Here is a 15,610-nt window from a genome sequence, read left to right as displayed (position 1 = left end):
CGAACTCGTTTATAGGCTGATAGATGAACTGTCACCAGAAAGACAATTCAGTCTGTCATCACCGGAGCGACCTATGAAAAAAGCCCGCCGTCAAAACCATTGTCGTCCCAATCGCAAGGATTTTTGCCCGATTTGTCATATTGTGCCGCCGCATGTCACCGATCGCATTATCGTTAACGGCAACGAAGCTCAGCGTGACTGGGCATTACAGAATTTGCGGGCTTCAGAGCAGTTTCGAGGACGACGAGAAGCCGTGGGAGCCGTTCATTTCATGGCTGCCGCTAACGAAAAACGTCGCACGATTTACACCGCAGAAAACGATACCGACTTGCCGGGGAAAATTGTGCGCGGTGAAGGTGCGGCAGCAGTCGAGGATGTTGCCGTGAATGAAGCGTATGACGGATCAGGAGCGACTTACGATTTCTTTGAGGAAATCTTCCAGCGAAACTCGATCGATGGTTTTGGAATGCGCTTAGATTCTACGGTTCATTATGGAGAGCGATACAATAACGCCTTCTGGAACGGCAGCCAGATGGTTTACGGCGATGGAGATGGTGAACTTTTTAATCGGTTTACGATTTCGATCGATGTAATTGGGCATGAACTGACGCATGGTGTGACCCAAAGCGAAGCTGCATTGATTTACAGAGGACAATCGGGCGCGTTGAACGAGTCTTTCTCGGATGTGTTTGGCAGTTTGATTAAACAGAGAGTTTTGAATCAGACGGCTGATCAGGCAGACTGGTTAATCGGCGAAGGCTTGCTGACTTCTAAAGTGAATGGAGTTGCGCTGCGATCGATGAAAGCTCCTGGAACCGCTTACGACGATCCGGTACTGGGGAAAGATCCGCAACCTGGGGACATGAGTAAGATCTACACAGGCAGAGCGGATAACGGGGGTGTGCATATCAATTCCGGCATTCCCAATCGAGCGTTCTATTTGACTGCAACGGCGATCGGGGGTTACGCGTGGGAGAAAGCCGGAAAGATCTGGTACATCGCACTTACAGAGCGGTTACGCCCCTCGTCTAATTTCCGCAGTGCTGCACGAGTCACTTCGACGATCGCGGCTGAGCTATACGGTGCAAACAGTGCTGAACAAAAAGCGGTTCAGAACGCCTGGAAAACAGTTGGTGTTAGCTAATTAAAGAAAGGGGGAGAGATTGATGCGTGTCACGCTTGAACAAAGTGGAGGCTTTGCGGGATTGATGATCACAAAAACGATCGACACTCAGAATCTCTCCCCATCTGAAGCCAAAGAGTTAGAAGAGATGATTCAATCCTCCAATTTCTTTCAAGTAACCTCGGTCGTGGAAGCTTTTCCACAGCCCGATCGATTTCAGTATGTACTGACGGTCGAGATGGAAGGGCGGACGCATTCGATCGAGATGAGTGAAACGAATATGCCCGAATCGGTGCGATCGGTTGTGAAATGGGTGCAGGCGCGAGCGCGTTAATTGGCGATGAGTTTAGAGAAAGAGTTTGCTGCAATGGTGAATCACGATCGATTTGTCATCGTTGAGTATTTATGACTCTTCGTTGAGTATTTATGACTCTTCGTTGAGTATTTATGACTCTTCGTTGAGTATTTATGACTCTTCGTTAAGTATTTACGGCTCGCCATTGAGTATTTACGGCTCGCCATTGAGTATTTATGATTCATCGTTGAGTGTTGATTGCTCAACGGCGAGTATTTATGGCTCAACGGCGAGTATTTACGGCTCACGCTTGAGTATTTGTGGCTCAACGGCGAGTATTTTTATGACTGACCTTGATCGCCCACCTCCTGCATTAGCAGTGGCAATCGCTCCTCAGACCGACTTAAATTGCAGCACTTGATTTAATTTGCCGCTCCGGTAGCCCTCTAAATCCAGCGTCACATAGAGGAATCCATAAGACTGAAACGCTTCGGTGAGTTTCAGCAAATCGGTCTGAATCACAAACTCTTTTACCTGTTCCGGCAGCACTTCAATTCGAGCCGTGTCACCCTCCGATCGCACTCGAATATTCTGCCAGCCAAGCTTTCTCAAATACACTTCAGCCCGTCCGACTCGCTGCAGTTTCGCGATCGTAATCTCTTCGCCATACGGAAAGCGCGAACTCAAACAAGGCTGAGCAGGCTTATCCCAATACGGCAAGCCTAAATGCTTGGCGATCGCCCGCACTTCCGCTTTGCTAATCCCAATCTCCGCTAACGGCGATCGTGCGCCCCGCTCTTTTGCCGCTTGAATTCCCGGTCGATAATCGTGCAAATCATCAGCATTCACGCCATCAATCACATACGGATAACCCCACGCCTGAGCCAGTGGTTTGAGCGTATCGTGCAATTCACTCTTGCAGAAATAACAGCGATTCACCGGATTCGACGCATAGTTCGGATTATCGAGTTCATGCGTCTGCACGACCTTATGCACAATTCCGATCTCAGCCGCCTGAATTTTGGCATCTTCGAGATCTTCGGGCAGCAGCGAGGGCGATTCAGCCGTCACCGCCACCGCACGATTTCCCAATACATCAAACGCGACCTTCGCGACTAAGGTGCTATCAATCCCGCCGGAATAAGCGATCAAGGCGCGATCGAGGTCTACAAATAAGCCTTTTAACTGGTCTAATTTCTCGTACATTGCAGGGAACCAGGAATCAGGGGTAATCTCCGTTATGACACAAAAAAGCAAGCAACGATCGCTGCTTGCTTCTACTCTAGAGATGAGACGGTTTCAATGCTTACTCGTCGTAAACGCGGCACTCTAGCGCGTCGGGGTTGTCATCACAATATTGTTCAAGCGAGTTTTTCGGCTTTATGGTTTGGCGTTGGTGAGCCGCTTCTGCCTGCAACTCTTCCACGGCATCCCATGCCGCAGCACACTCGCCCGAATTCGACCCGCTAACATCGCAGGCTTTACGAGCATTCTCACGCTCGACTTCGATTTGCTTTTGAATATCGCTCATTGCCATAGGATTCGTCCTTAATTTTCAAAACAGAATTCTGTGCGAGAGAGTAGAACCGATCGTCTGTCTGGGCTAAACACGAAGACCGACAGAACTACCAACATATCAGCTTAGGACATTAATCCTATTTAATTCTGCTAGCTGGAAGACAGTCCAGAGAGTGCTGACTCAGTTTTTGTATATCTATATTAATCGGTGACGAACGATTCTGGCGACTCTACCGCAGGTGCGGTCTTCCGATCCCTCTTTCTTCGGATCTACAACCGTGTTCTACACTGGATCTACTGCGAAGTTTCTTTCGAGTCTATACACAGGAGCGATCGCACATGACAGAACCCTTAAATTCAATGCGGTGGGCAAGTGCGCTTTCAACTCGTCCATTTCTAGAAGCAGCGGTCGAGGAAGTGGTGACGCAGGCGCAAACGACGCTGCAAGCTTCGCCGGATCTGGGGTTTGTGTTCATCTCATCGGCGTTTGCGAGCGAGTATTCTCGATTGTTGCCGTTGCTGCGGGACAAGCTTCCGGGGGTATCGATCGTCGGGTGTAGCGGTGGCGGAATTGTGGGCATGACCCCACGAGGCAAGGTGCGAGAAGTCGAAGAGGAACCTGCACTAAGTCTAGTGTTGGCGCATTTGCCAGATGTGAAAGTCGCTCCGTTTTACGTCTCTGCAAGCGACCTGCCCGATTTAGACAGTGCGCCGAATACCTGGACAGATTTAATCGGAGTTGCGCCCTCAGACTCGCCAAATTTTGTTTTATTAGCCGATCTGCCTCGAATTAATGATTTGCTACAAGGCTTAGATTTTGCCTATCCAGGAGCGGCGAAAGTTGGAGGACTGGCAAGCTCTGGGATGCTAGGCGGCGGCGCGACTGGGCTATTTTGTGACGATCGCTTCTACCGAGAAGGCGCGGTGGGAGTGGCGCTGAGCGGGAATATCGTTCTCGATACGATCGTGGCTCAAGGCTGTCGTCCCATTGGTCAGCCGTACTGGGTTATGGAGGGAGAGCGAAATATCTTGCTGGCGATGCAGGAAGATGATGGCTCCGGTTTACCCTCCGATAGCTGTGCCGTGAAGCTCTCTCCCTTAGAGCAGCTACAAGAGCTGGTTCAAGGCTTGAGCGAAGACGATCGACTCTTAGCACAGCAGAATCACATCTTCATTGGGGTGGCGCAGAACGGATTTAAGCAGACTTTGGAGCCAGGCGATTTCTTAATTCGGAATTTGTTGGGGGTTGATCCGCGAGTCGGGGCAATCGCGATCGGCGATTTGATTCGTCCGGGACAGCGCATTCAATTTCACCTCAGAGATGCAGAAACTTCTGCGGAAGATTTAGATCTGTTGCTACGGCGATATGTGCAGGCGAGTCAAGCGAATCCGTCTCCGATCGGGGCGCTGATGTTTTCTTGCCTGGGGCGGGGCGAAGGACTGTATGGAGAGCCAAATTTTGATTCGCAATTGGTGAATGAATATTTGGAAGATTTGCCGATCGCGGGCTTTTTCTGCAATGGTGAAATTGGGCCTGTGGGTGGCAGTACGTTTCTGCACGGCTACACCTCCGTTTTTGGAATTTGTCGAGAGAAGGAATAAGTTTTGTGGCGATCGTTCGAGTTCGAGAACACGTTAATCCGCTGAGCCGAAAATATCAAACTCCCACGACTCCGCCGGACTGGAATCAGGTATTTGCTGATCCATCCCTCCCGTTGCACTTAGATATTGGTTGCGGTCGGGGGATCTTTTTGTTGAAGATGGCGCAAGCCGATCCAAAGTGGAATTATTTGGGCTTAGAGATTCGAGAGCCGATTGTCGATCAGGCGCTGGAATGGCGGAACGAAGCAGGCTTAAAGAATTTGCATTACATTTTCTGCAATGTCAGCAACTCGCTACAGCCAATTTTGGCCTCGTTGCAACCGGGCACTCTAGCGCGAGTGAGCATTCAGTTTCCTGATCCTTGGTTTAAGCGCAAACACCAAAAGCGGCGGGTTGTGCAGCCAGAAATAGTAGCAACGCTGGCAGAGTTTATGAATCCGGGGGCGATCGTCTTTCTGCAATCCGACATTCTGGATGTGGCGAAGAAGATGGTCGATCGCTTTGCCGAATCGCCTCGATTTGTGCGGGAAGATTCAGACTGGCTGCCCGACAATCCACTCCCGATCCCAACCGAGCGTGAGCTAATGGTCACGTCATTTGGCGACCCGATTTATCGAGCGACTTTCCGCAAATCGGAGTAAATTAGTCGTTTGAAAAGTTAACAAATCGCATTGGCAACCTTTCTAACATTGAAGTTAGAAGGAGTAGAATTGCCGCGATCGCTGGGCTTTGTCTTTAACTTGCAACGATTAATTACAGCGATCATGGAATAGAGCGTTGTAACAATCCCATCAGCTAAGCTAAGTGAATCACGCATGTTGCGATCTACGACCCTTTACGAACCTTATTAGCTTTGCCAAAATTTCGACATGGGAAAAGCAGGAAAGGCACTCAAACAGGTACTCTCCACCTATGGGATCAGCCAAAATCGTCTGGCTGTGACAATGGGAATCAATCGATCGACCGTGCATCAATGGGTAAATGAGATTAGCGATCCCCTTGCCGAAGCCGTCACACAAATGATCAAAGCCTTGCGGCAGATTAACAGCACCGCAGCCGAAGACTTTATCGATTTGTACCTAGAACGTCAACCCCCGCAACCTTCAGCCGAGCCTGAAGACAATCTGTAATTCTGCCTTGTCGATCGTTAAACAGTGCTAGAAATCGATAGAACAGGACTAAAGTGAAACGAGTTAAAATCCGAATCTATCGATCGCGGTTTAAACGTTCGGCTACGCTCTGTCCATTTGCGGATTCGGAATTTTTGGAAATCAGACAAGCTGCAAGACACATTTCCAACGATTCAGAGTTCCATCGTTTAAGAAAGCAAAGAGATCTCCAACCTATGACCTATATTTCGACTGTCAATCCGGCTGACAGACTGAGTGCACGTTTACCCCAAGCCTTGAAGCCGCTGGCTGAGATTGCACATAACTACTGGTGGTGTTGGACACCGGATATGATTTCGCTGTTTCAGTCGATCAATCCCGATGAATGGGAACGCTGCGGACATAATCCGGTCGCACTACTTGAAACTATTAGCTACGATCGTTTGACCCAACTGGCTTCTGAACCGAGCTACATGAGTCGGCTCAAGGCATTGTCAGAACAGTTCACTCAGTACGTCAATTCAACCGATACTTGGTCGAGCCGCGTTGCGCCTCAGATTACACCAGAGCATCCGATCGCGTATTTCTGTGCGGAGTTCGGTCTGCACGAATCGCTGCAAATCTATTCGGGTGGTCTAGGAATTTTGGCTGGAGATCACTTGAAATCTGCTTCAGATTTGGGTGTTCCTTTGGTCGCGGTGGGTTTGCTCTACCGCCAAGGCTACTTCCGTCAGCGCCTAAATCAAAGTGGCTGGCAAGAAGACTATTACATTAACAATCCGTTCGAGCGTTTGCCGCTGCAATTGTTGACCGATGCAACCGGGCAGCCTTTAGTGTTTGAAGTGCTGGTGCGGCATCGGAATGTCAAAGTGCAAGTCTGGAAGGCTCAAGTCGGACGAGTCAGCTTATTCCTGATGGATACCGATCGCGAAGACAATGATCCGATCGATCGCTGGCTCACGGGTCACTTATACGGCGGCAACCAGGAAACCCGGATTGCTCAAGAAGTGATTTTGGGAATTGGTGGCGTTCGGGCACTCAAAACCGTCGGAATTGAACCCTCTGTTTATCACCTGAACGAAGGACACGCCGCATTCTGTCTGCTCGAAGTCTGTCGGCAAGAAATCGAGAAAACAGGCAAATCATTCTACGACATTGAGAAATCAGTGCGCGATCGCTGTGTGTTTACCACTCATACCCCAGTTCCTGCCGGACATGATGTGTTCTCAGCCGACTTGATGGATTCGTTCTTTGCAACATACTGGGGACAATTGGGATTGTCTCGCGAACAGTTTCTTGCACTGGGCGCACGTCGATTGGGTGATCCCTGGGAACCGTTTGGAATGACAGTTTTAGCGTTGCGGCTGTGTCGATCAGCAAATGGGGTCAGCGAACTCCACGGAGAAGTCTCGCGCAAAATGTGGACAGTTCTCTATCCCGAAAAGAGCGAAGACAATGTACCGATCGGCTATATCACCAATGGTGTTCATGCTGGCACCTGGACTTCTGCGATGATGGCAGATCTGTACCGCAAGTATCTGGGTGAAGACTGGACAACCAAAGTGCTTGACCCCCAAACTTGGGCGAAGATCGACAATGCACCGGATGAGGAAATTTGGTGGCGGCATCAAATTCTCAAAGAACGCTTAGTGGCTCACACCCGCCAAAAGGTGAAGACTGCACGACAAAATCGCGGGGAAGATTGGAGCTTGATCGAAGCGACCGATCATCTACTTGATCCAAAAATTCTGACGATCGGCTTTGCCCGTCGATTCAGCCCCTACAAGCGTGGCGATCTGCTATTAAGAAATGCTGAAAAAGCACTGAAAATCTTCAGCAATGATGAGCGTCCTGTCCAAATCATCTTCTCTGGCAAGGCTCACCCGGCCGACGAAGAAGGTAAGCGGATTATTCAGCGCATTATGGAATGGTGTAAAACCAATCCGCATGTGGGCGATCGTGTTGCCTTTATTGAAGACTACGATATGCACACCGCTCGTAAGCTCGTTCAAGGGGTCGATGTGTGGCTGAATAATCCCCGTCGTCCTCTTGAGGCTTCGGGAACCAGTGGTCAAAAGGTCTGCTTTAATGGCGGTCTCAATTGCAGCGTTCTCGATGGCTGGTGGTGTGAAGGCTACAAAACCGATGCGAATGGCAAAGCGCTGAATGGTTGGGCGATCGGTGAAGATGCTCATACAAGCGATCAAACCCTTCAAGACAAGATCGATTCCGATTCGCTGTACGACCTGCTGGAAAACCAGATCGTGCCGCTCTATTATGACCAGGATGAGAACGGCATTCCACACGGTTGGATTCAGATGATGAAGGGATCGATTAAGACGAACTGCCCAGCGTTTAATACCCACCGCATGATCGCAGATTATGTAGCACAGGTGTATGCTCCGGGCATTCAAGCGAATGTGCCGCTCACGTTGGCGAAAGTGCCGCAAAGTTAGTTGATCGTCTCTAAATTTTAATCCGCTCAATTCCAAATTTTTAGGAGTTGGGCGGATTTACGTTGTAAGCGGACGAAGGAAATAGAAGCGATCGCATTAAGTCAAGTGGTAACATTTGACAAAAGAGTGCAGACGCTCCAATGCTGACAAACGTAGAACTGATTAACTTCAAGAGTCATAGATCGACACAACTTAACTTTGATGGCTCACGCCTATATGCATTAGTAGGACAGAATAGTTCTGGTAAAACCTCTATTTTACAAGCAGTATATTATCTTAGTCAGCTTGCTAACTCTGACTTTAGAGCTGTTTTTGCACATGAAAGATCACCTGAGTTCATCGTAACAAGCGGGAAGAATGAATTTTCTGTAACTGGACGCGGTTCCTGGGAAGATGAAGATGATGATGTTCAAAGATCATGGGAAGCTTATTTCAAATTTGAAAAAAGAAGTGATAATTCCTGGTCGCCAACCTTATTATTCTGGGATGCTGAAGCAATAGCAGAATATAGGTGCGAAAATCCAGAACATACCTCATGGAGCAGTTCTCTTAGCAATGCTCCACATCCAATAGTTGAAGATTTAGAGCACACAATTAGCCTTAAACCAGTTGCAGCCAATCTCGCGAAAGCATCCTACAGCGAGGCTGTTACTCCACAAGTTGGATTTGATGGTTCAGGATTAGCACCAACATTAGATTATCTTCGCAACGAGGCACCAGATCGATTTCAAGCCTTACAGGAACTGTTGAAACAAGTCATTCCGGGAGTTCATAAGATAGGAGTAAGACGCGCTAAGGTAACTGTTGATCGTCAGCGTTTGATTGAAGTTGGTGGAAAAACTATTCCGTATGAGGAAAGTCAGGAAGTAGTAGGACAAGAAGTAGTATTAGATATGAATACGGGTGATCGCATTCCTGCCCATGCAGTTAGCGAAGGCACAATATTAGCGCTAGGATTGCTGACTGTCTTAATGAGTCCCAGGCGACTAAATTTAGTATTGCTAGATGATGTTGAACAAGGACTTCATCCGAAAGCTCAACGAGAATTAATGACAGTTTTCAAGCAAATTATTCAAGCCAATCCAAATTTGCAAATTATTTTTTCTACTCACTCTCCCTACATTGTAGATGAGTTAACGCCTTCACAAGTTCATGTCTTGAGTAACACAAACTCAGGATTTACTCGTTGTAAACGATTAGATGAGCATCCCGATGTCGAATGGGCAAAGCAGACTCTAACGACCGGAGAATTTTGGGATGCTGAGGGAGAAGATTGGGTGACGGCTGGAGAGGTGAATGCTTGAGTTTGTTGTGATTGTTGAGAGTAGCGCAGATGCTCGAACTGCGACTAAGTTAGCTGAGCGTGTGTTAGTTGAACGAATAGATTGGTTAGAAACTGAGCTTCTACAAAACTTATTTCAGTGGAGTGGATTAGAAGCAGGAACTGAGCATTCGTGTTGGAAAGATATTAGTGCCATAGTCGATCGCGCAAAACAAGCAGGTCTTCGGATTCCGAAGTTTTTAGGACATACCAAGACCGGAGCACTAAAAGCTGACGGTGCAGCAGCAATGAAAATTCTGAATTTAGTCAGAGTTTTGCAAAAGACCCGACCAATTAGAGCCGTTCTCTTTATTCGTGATTTAGATAACCAACCGGAACGAAGAGAAGGAATTGAACAAGCACGGTCTGAACATTTCGATCGACAACCAAAACTTGAAATCATCCTTGGCGCGGCAAATCGAATGCGAGAAGCCTGGGTCTTAAATGGATTCGTTGCATCTCACGAAGAAACACGACTTTTAGAAGAAATCAAAGCTCGATTGAATTTTGATCCTTGTGAAGAGCCACACAAATTACGCTCTAACTCATGGGAAGAACTCGATCGACAAAGAAATCCCAAATTTGTGCTTGAAAGCCTAACGAGTGGTAATTATTTGCGTGAACAGCAATGCTGGGAAGAAACCAGTTTAGAAATTTTGCAAGCAAGAGGAATACATACAGGACTGACCGCATATCTTCAGGAAGTTGAGAAACGACTAATTCCAATAATTCTTGAGTAATGCCGATCTCATCTCCGCTCGGTGGCGATCGCACAGCGATAAAATGTATTTTGTTCTACATTTTGCTGGTTTATGCGAAATCCTCCTCAGCCGTTGCCCGAAAATTTGTGGGGAGAACAATGGCGATTTGCATCGCTACGATCGGGTGATTTAGTTGATATGATCGCCAATCGCACCATCCCGATCGTCGAAATGCCCGAAGCGCTGTATCCCGTTAATTTAGGCATTGCATCAACAGTTCAGATTCCGGGAGTCGTAATTGATGGGGGACGACGATCGATGCAGTTAGCCCGATGGTTAAAGGCAAGTCAGCCCGTGTCGCTTGACGCGATCGCAGGTGCGCCGGATGGATTGATTTTAAATGCGGGAGAGGTCGATCGTTGGATCGTAGCAACATTTGAAGATCCGGAAGTTAGAAGCGCTGCCCAATTATTTGAACAGCGCAAAAAAGAGAGCGATCGATTACATTTTCTGTTAATTCAACCTGACGATTCAGGAATGACTTACACCGGATTTTGGTTGCTGAGAAGCCAAGGACTCAAGGCTTGAAAATATCTTTTGCAGTTTGCCCACAAGTGTTTACAAACCATCCATCAAATCCTGCACCGACGACACCCCCAGCAATTGGAACAAGCTTCATCAAATTAATGACTCCTTTCTCGCCTGCTTTTGTAATGGGTCGGAATCCAATCTTTTTGTTAATCTCAATCAAGACTTTGCCAGGAATCTGACTAATCACGCTCTTGAAAGCTTTGTTACCGATCTGAACTCCAGCAGTTCGGAGAACGCTTTTTGCTGATTCCCCAAGCAGACACAACAAAATCATTGTTTGGACTTGCTGCGAGTTGATATCGTATCCACGAAGATAAGCAATTGCGGCGGCTTACTTGCGCCTAGCGCGTAACGTGAGAGCAGATTCGCAGGAATTGAAACTGGTAGAAGAGCAATTCCACCAAGTCCAGTGACAAACCCTGTTGCCCCTGCTTGCGTTGTTGACCAGAAAATCGGAGAATCGCTCGTCTCTTCTACGTTCTTTGCTTTTGCTCGGTGATCTTCCGCTATTTGTTGTGCCGGTGGAAAAACTCTGAATCCATTGACGGCGCTATATAATAGAACTCCTGCACGAATCCTGAGCGAGCAATTTTGCCGCTGAAAGGAGCAGTAGAACTCAACTCAGGCAATGGATATGTACGAGCATATTCAACAGCTTCCGCCCAAGTCGTTCAAGCGCAAATGCGGTGTACGACGTGAAACCCTCGAGAAAATGGTCGAGGTGTTGAAGCCGAAACTGACTCGTCAAGGAAAACGGGGTGGGCAAGGTAAATTCAGTGTGGAAGACCAATTGTTGATTGCAATGGAGTATTGGTGAGAGTATACAATTGCATCTTCATCACCTTGGCACGACAGCTAGGCTTTACTTCGATGGCGACTGCCAAACAGCGCTTCGCCAACCAACTGCCCCTCATATTTCCTCTCCTACAATGAAACAGCCCTGCACTCGTGGGGGATTTAGGGGGCAACCCGAATTCAGGATCGTAGCGATTTCCCTTGTCGAACTCAGGTAATTTTAAGCTGAGGGAGGGATTGTTGGGACTTGATTAGCTCAGTCTGCGCTCTCTCCTATAGCATTCGGGACTGACTCAGGTGGTGTTGAGCTTGCTGATACCAATGTTGCGCCTGATGATACCAGTATTGTGCCTCTTGATATTGATTCTGCTTCTCCGCAACAATTTGCTTTAGCTCTGCTTCTCGCTGGCGTTGCTCTGCCTGAAGTTGTGCCTGCTCGATCGAGAACTGTTGGTCTTCTTCGGATTGCTGTCGATTGAGGAGTGCAGTTTTGCTTACAGTTGCCTGACGTTCTGTGCTGCTTGATGGCTGCAATCTAGCGCTTGCACTCGGATAGACCGGAGGTGAAAGCTTGATTGTTGATGTTTTTACAGTCTCCCACGGCAAACTCGAAATCTGTAAGATTGAAGCAAAGCATTGTCTACTGACGATAGCCAGTCCTGTCATTAATGCTGCACCTGTAGTAAGGGCAGCAATCAGAAATCCCGCTCTCTGCCGCATGGTTGGCCGAGACTTTGAGTAAGACATCGGTGGCGTAATCACCCACGGAAGAGGCGGATCTTCTATTGATAAAACAAACGACGAATCAGACCGGGCACATTGGTCTAACAATAAATTCAGTAACTCCTTAGAGCAACTTGTTTCGGATAGTGGTGTGAGAAATTCCAGAATACGTGAAGTTTGATCTGCATAAAAACTCTGGGCATCGTCGCTCAATAGGTTTGTAGACTCAAGTAATGCCTGATCGACTTGACTGAGTAACAATGCCAAACCATCATTTGTTTCTGCTAGTTCTAAAATTTCACTGATTTGGTCCACATCATCCTCAGACAATACAGGCTGACTAGAAAGCAACGCATATCGTCGCAGCACATCAAGCATAGAGCCACTCATGCTTGCTTGTGCTGCACTCTGATCGCTTGAAGAAATCGGATCGAGATCAGGGGCACGAAGATACCAATCGTCAATCTCGTTCAGCACAAAGTCCAATCCTTCGTGCTGTGTTGCAAGCTCAAGGATCTGAGCGAGGCGATCGCTGATCTGCGCGGTCATGTCGGGCACAGCGGATAACTTTGCATACTCGATCGCTAACCTAACTGAGTCAGGCGATAGCTTTACCCGATGTAATAGCTCCACCCGATGTAGAAGATTTTCTGTGTTCAACATAGTTTCTGTTCCCAAGTAAAAAACGTCTAGCATCTCTACTCATCAATCTCACTAGCAGACTGACGCAGTTGTTTGAGTAAGCGACTCACCTTTTGACGCAGGGCTACAACCGTTCCACCCCGCTGCTGTGCAATTTCTTCATACGACCGTCCTTGCATTCTGAGGTGCAGGATTTCTTGGTCGGCTGTCTTTAACTTTGCTAATGCCGTCAGCAACCAGGCTAATCGCATTTCCAAAAGCTCATCCGCATCACAACAATCGGGCGCATTCGGAAGCTTTTGATCCTGTAGCGGTTCAGTCCTTAGTTTTCCAGCTTTGCGGCTGTACTCTCGAATGATATTGAACGCAGTGGATTTAAGCTAAGCTGGAACAGAGCGAATGTCTTCGCCCTTCTCGATCGCTTTCACCGCTCGGTTATAGGCATCGAGAAAGATGTCGCGGGGGTCGTACTGATGCTCTAAATGAAACTGTCGCAGCTTCCAAGCAATGAATGGAAGAATCTGATGCAGATCGTCTGTCTCACCGTTTAGCACCTCAGCAACTATGAGATCGAGACGGTGGCGCTGACGATCGGATGAACTGACTAATACAGAGTTGTCTGAGGGCTGCGGGTCGTGCATTGGGCTATTCAAAGGGGGGCTTGTCATAGTCGGTAGTCCCTTAATTTGTAGATGAGAACAGGGCGAAGCCATCACACCACTGCACAGAAGCGACACTTGAACCATCGGAAGAAGGCACGAGAAACAATGAACTCTTCGAGTTCCTGTAGGGCTTTTAAGGGGCACAAGAAACGGACAACAGAGCGAAATCAAGTGCCGCTCTTGTTATTACTGTGCAAATCCCAGCGTGAGTGTGACAGTTCGCCTGAGCGTAAATTCACTTTTACGCGATCGCAGCACATTGCACGATCGACACATACACCGATCGTGCCAATCTCAAGTTATATAAAATTAACGAGTGCGATCGAGTTGAGCAATCACGCCACCAAAGGCAGAATTCTGTACCATTTCAGATTGCAGAAAATCATGCGGGAATCCCAGCTCGATCGCGCTAGCTTCGTTGAGTCGCTGAAGCTGTTCTGGCGTTAGCTCAAATTCCAAACAAGCGAGATTCTCCTGAAGTTGCTCCAGTTTACGTGAGCCAACGATCGGAATGATTCCCCCCGGTTGCTGTCGTATCCAGTTGAGCGCGACTTGCGCTGGGAGTCGATCGATTTCGCTGGCAATATCTACCACAGTTTGCGCGATCGCAAGCTGTTTCTTGGTCACAGGTCTTGAGCTATTCGGATTGCTTAAGCGTCCATCCACGGGGTCGGGCTTGTTGTATTTTCCGGTCAAAATTCCCGCGCCGAGGGGACTCCAGGCAGTGACTCCAATCTCAAACGCCCGCGCCATTGGCAGTAAATCACGTTCCGGTGTCCGTTCAGCCAGTGAATATTCGATTTGTAAGCCGATAAATGGTGTCCAACCGCGCAACTGCGCGATCGTATTGGCTTGCGAAATAATCCAGGCAGGTGTATCAGAAATACCGATGTAAAGAATCTTCCCTTGACGTACCAAATCATCAAACGATCGCATCACTTCTTCGACCGGAGTTGTATGATCCCAAGCGTGTAACCAAAGCAGATCAATGTATTCCAGATTCAATCGCTTTAGGCTTGCTTCAACAGCTTGCACCATGTTCTTCCGGTGATTGCCGACGGCATTCACGCCCCCGTTTCCCACATTCAGCGAATATTTTGTTGCAACGACCCATTTCTCGCGATCGGGCTTGACAAACTCTCCAACAAACTTCTCGCTGGTGCCATTCGTATATAGATTCGCGGTATCAATAAAATTTCCGCCTGCTGCCGCAAACGTATCGAACATCTTGCGGCTTTCTTCATACGTCCCTCCCCAGCCCCAATCATCGCCAAATGTCATCGTGCCTAAGCAAAGTTCAGAAACCCGCAGTCCGCTGTGTCCTAAAAGTTTGTAGCGCATGAGATTCTCCTGATTAGTATCGAGGATAGGAGGTCGGGAAATATCAACCGTTATAACCATTACCGGCACGATCGACAAACACATTCGCGCTGAATGGCGATCGTCTTCCCCAAAGTTTCTGCCGCGAAAGCGGTGTGCGTTGCTTTTCAACGTGGAAGAAATTTTGCGCTTTGTGGAGTTCCTGTCAGTCCGGGGAACACTAGGCAAGCCCGCAAGATACTCAAGCGACTCCGCTCACTTGGATTGACGAAACAGGATGATTATGTCCATCGAGAAACTTCAGCCCGCACCAGCACAGCAAGTCGGTGTTTACACGCCATACTATCCGCAGGTCAACAAAAAGCAGCTTCTACCCTTTGCGATCAGTCTTTATCAAAAAGGCGCGTTAGAAGGAGAGCGCAAAATCGAAGGCGGTTCTAGTATTCCGTTTATTGCGACTTGGAATGTTTCGACCCTGCCAGCGGATTTGTGCCGCTGCCGCATTCAGTTTGAGGGGAATGCAGATCTTAGCTATGAAGTGATGATGGCAAACTTTGAGTTTGTCGACTTCCTCATCGAAGTCATTCTTAACTTTAAGCGCAGCCGCCTTTCTGATTTTTCGCAAGCGTTTTATCGCAAGCTACTCCGCATCGACGATTAGAATTAATCTGATTTGAGGGGGACGATCGCACACGATCGTCCCCCTTATTTTTTTGCCGCTTTATTTTGCGTTTCCTATAATAATGTTCTGT

General features: G+C 48.0%; 17 protein-coding genes and 1 pseudogene. 11 read left to right on the top strand and 7 right to left on the bottom strand.

Going from position 1 to position 15,610, the window contains the following annotated elements:
* Positions 1-73 precede the first annotated feature (73 nt).
* Both NC980_RS01490 and NC980_RS01485 read left to right on the top strand, forming a co-directional pair.
* A complete protein-coding gene (locus NC980_RS01490) occupies positions 74-1,144 on the top strand; it encodes a M4 family metallopeptidase (RefSeq protein WP_190378702.1) in 1,071 nt (356 codons plus the stop codon).
* A 22-nt stretch (positions 1,145-1,166) separates the two neighbouring features.
* Positions 1,167-1,457, top strand: a complete 291-nt coding sequence (locus NC980_RS01485; protein ID WP_190378701.1) for a protealysin inhibitor emfourin — start codon at positions 1,167-1,169, stop codon at positions 1,455-1,457.
* A 354-nt stretch (positions 1,458-1,811) separates the two neighbouring features.
* Here NC980_RS01485 and larE read toward each other — a convergent pair whose 3' ends face one another.
* Together larE and NC980_RS01475 are read right to left on the bottom strand one after the other, a co-directional pair.
* Entirely contained in the window at positions 1,812-2,624 is an 813-nt protein-coding gene (larE, locus tag NC980_RS01480) for an ATP-dependent sacrificial sulfur transferase LarE (RefSeq protein ID WP_190378700.1), read from the bottom strand.
* A 100-nt stretch (positions 2,625-2,724) separates the two neighbouring features.
* Complete coding sequence (locus NC980_RS01475) at positions 2,725-2,949, bottom strand: Calvin cycle protein CP12 (protein WP_190378904.1); 225 nt, start codon at positions 2,947-2,949, stop codon at positions 2,725-2,727.
* A gap of 326 nt (positions 2,950-3,275) precedes the next feature.
* Between NC980_RS01475 and NC980_RS01470 the strand changes: the two genes are divergently transcribed.
* The 7 genes and pseudogenes from NC980_RS01470 to NC980_RS01440 all read left to right on the top strand — a co-directional run.
* Positions 3,276-4,538 (top strand): FIST N-terminal domain-containing protein, encoded by a 1,263-nt coding sequence (locus tag NC980_RS01470; protein WP_190378699.1) that lies wholly within the window; start codon positions 3,276-3,278, stop codon positions 4,536-4,538.
* Positions 4,539-4,543: 5 nt separating this feature from the next.
* The gene (gene trmB, locus NC980_RS01465; protein WP_190378698.1) at positions 4,544-5,179 is read left to right on the top strand and encodes a tRNA (guanosine(46)-N7)-methyltransferase TrmB; all 636 of its coding nucleotides are present in this window, start codon (positions 4,544-4,546) and stop codon (positions 5,177-5,179) included.
* Positions 5,180-5,407: 228 nt separating this feature from the next.
* Complete coding sequence (locus NC980_RS01460; RefSeq protein WP_190378697.1) at positions 5,408-5,668, top strand: helix-turn-helix transcriptional regulator; 261 nt, start codon at positions 5,408-5,410, stop codon at positions 5,666-5,668.
* 215 nt (positions 5,669-5,883) lie between these two features.
* A complete protein-coding gene (gene glgP, locus NC980_RS01455; RefSeq protein ID WP_190378696.1) occupies positions 5,884-8,103 on the top strand; it encodes an alpha-glucan family phosphorylase in 2,220 nt (739 codons plus the stop codon).
* 140 nt (positions 8,104-8,243) lie between these two features.
* Positions 8,244-9,407 (top strand): ATP-binding protein, encoded by a 1,164-nt coding sequence (locus NC980_RS01450; protein ID WP_190378695.1) that lies wholly within the window; start codon positions 8,244-8,246, stop codon positions 9,405-9,407.
* On the top strand, positions 9,400-10,164 hold the full coding sequence (locus NC980_RS01445) for a hypothetical protein (protein ID WP_190378694.1): 765 nt from the start codon (positions 9,400-9,402) through the stop codon (positions 10,162-10,164). The genes NC980_RS01450 and NC980_RS01445 overlap by 8 nt, the downstream gene beginning before the upstream one ends.
* A gap of 75 nt (positions 10,165-10,239) precedes the next feature.
* Positions 10,240-10,713: pseudogene (locus NC980_RS01440) on the top strand (Tab2 family RNA-binding protein); the annotation flags it as partial.
* On the opposite strand, the gene NC980_RS01435 reads toward NC980_RS01440, so the two are convergent.
* Positions 10,703-10,990 (bottom strand): EcsC family protein, encoded by a 288-nt coding sequence (locus NC980_RS01435; protein WP_242027127.1) that lies wholly within the window; start codon positions 10,988-10,990, stop codon positions 10,703-10,705. The pseudogene NC980_RS01440 and the gene NC980_RS01435 sit on opposite strands and share 11 nt — an antisense overlap.
* 360 nt (positions 10,991-11,350) lie before the next feature.
* Between NC980_RS01435 and NC980_RS01430 the strand changes: the two genes are divergently transcribed.
* Positions 11,351-11,533, top strand: a complete 183-nt coding sequence (locus NC980_RS01430; RefSeq protein ID WP_190378919.1) for a hypothetical protein — start codon at positions 11,351-11,353, stop codon at positions 11,531-11,533.
* 251 nt (positions 11,534-11,784) lie between these two features.
* Here the strand turns inward: NC980_RS01430 and NC980_RS01425 are convergent, their stop codons facing one another.
* From NC980_RS01425 to NC980_RS01410, 4 genes are all read right to left on the bottom strand, one after another.
* The gene (locus NC980_RS01425; RefSeq protein ID WP_190378692.1) at positions 11,785-12,897 is read right to left on the bottom strand and encodes a hypothetical protein; all 1,113 of its coding nucleotides are present in this window, start codon (positions 12,895-12,897) and stop codon (positions 11,785-11,787) included.
* Between the two features lie 35 nt (positions 12,898-12,932).
* On the bottom strand, positions 12,933-13,127 hold the full coding sequence (locus NC980_RS01420; RefSeq protein WP_190378691.1) for a sigma-70 family RNA polymerase sigma factor: 195 nt from the start codon (positions 13,125-13,127) through the stop codon (positions 12,933-12,935).
* A gap of 129 nt (positions 13,128-13,256) precedes the next feature.
* Positions 13,257-13,544, bottom strand: a complete 288-nt coding sequence (locus tag NC980_RS01415) for a hypothetical protein (protein ID WP_190378690.1) — start codon at positions 13,542-13,544, stop codon at positions 13,257-13,259.
* 303 nt (positions 13,545-13,847) lie between these two features.
* The gene (locus NC980_RS01410) at positions 13,848-14,879 is read right to left on the bottom strand and encodes an aldo/keto reductase (RefSeq protein ID WP_190378903.1); all 1,032 of its coding nucleotides are present in this window, start codon (positions 14,877-14,879) and stop codon (positions 13,848-13,850) included.
* A 262-nt stretch (positions 14,880-15,141) separates the two neighbouring features.
* Between NC980_RS01410 and ebsA the strand changes: the two genes are divergently transcribed.
* Positions 15,142-15,519, top strand: coding sequence for a type IV pilus biogenesis protein EbsA (gene ebsA / locus NC980_RS01405; protein ID WP_190378902.1), 378 nt, complete (start codon positions 15,142-15,144; stop codon positions 15,517-15,519).
* The last annotated feature ends 91 nt before the right edge of the window (positions 15,520-15,610 follow it).

It is taken from the genome of Leptolyngbya sp. AS-A5 (assembly GCF_039962495.1).
In the GTDB taxonomy this organism is placed as follows: domain Bacteria; phylum Cyanobacteriota; class Cyanobacteriia; order Leptolyngbyales; family Leptolyngbyaceae; genus Leptolyngbya.
This window is presented reverse-complemented; position numbering and strand designations above follow the sequence as displayed.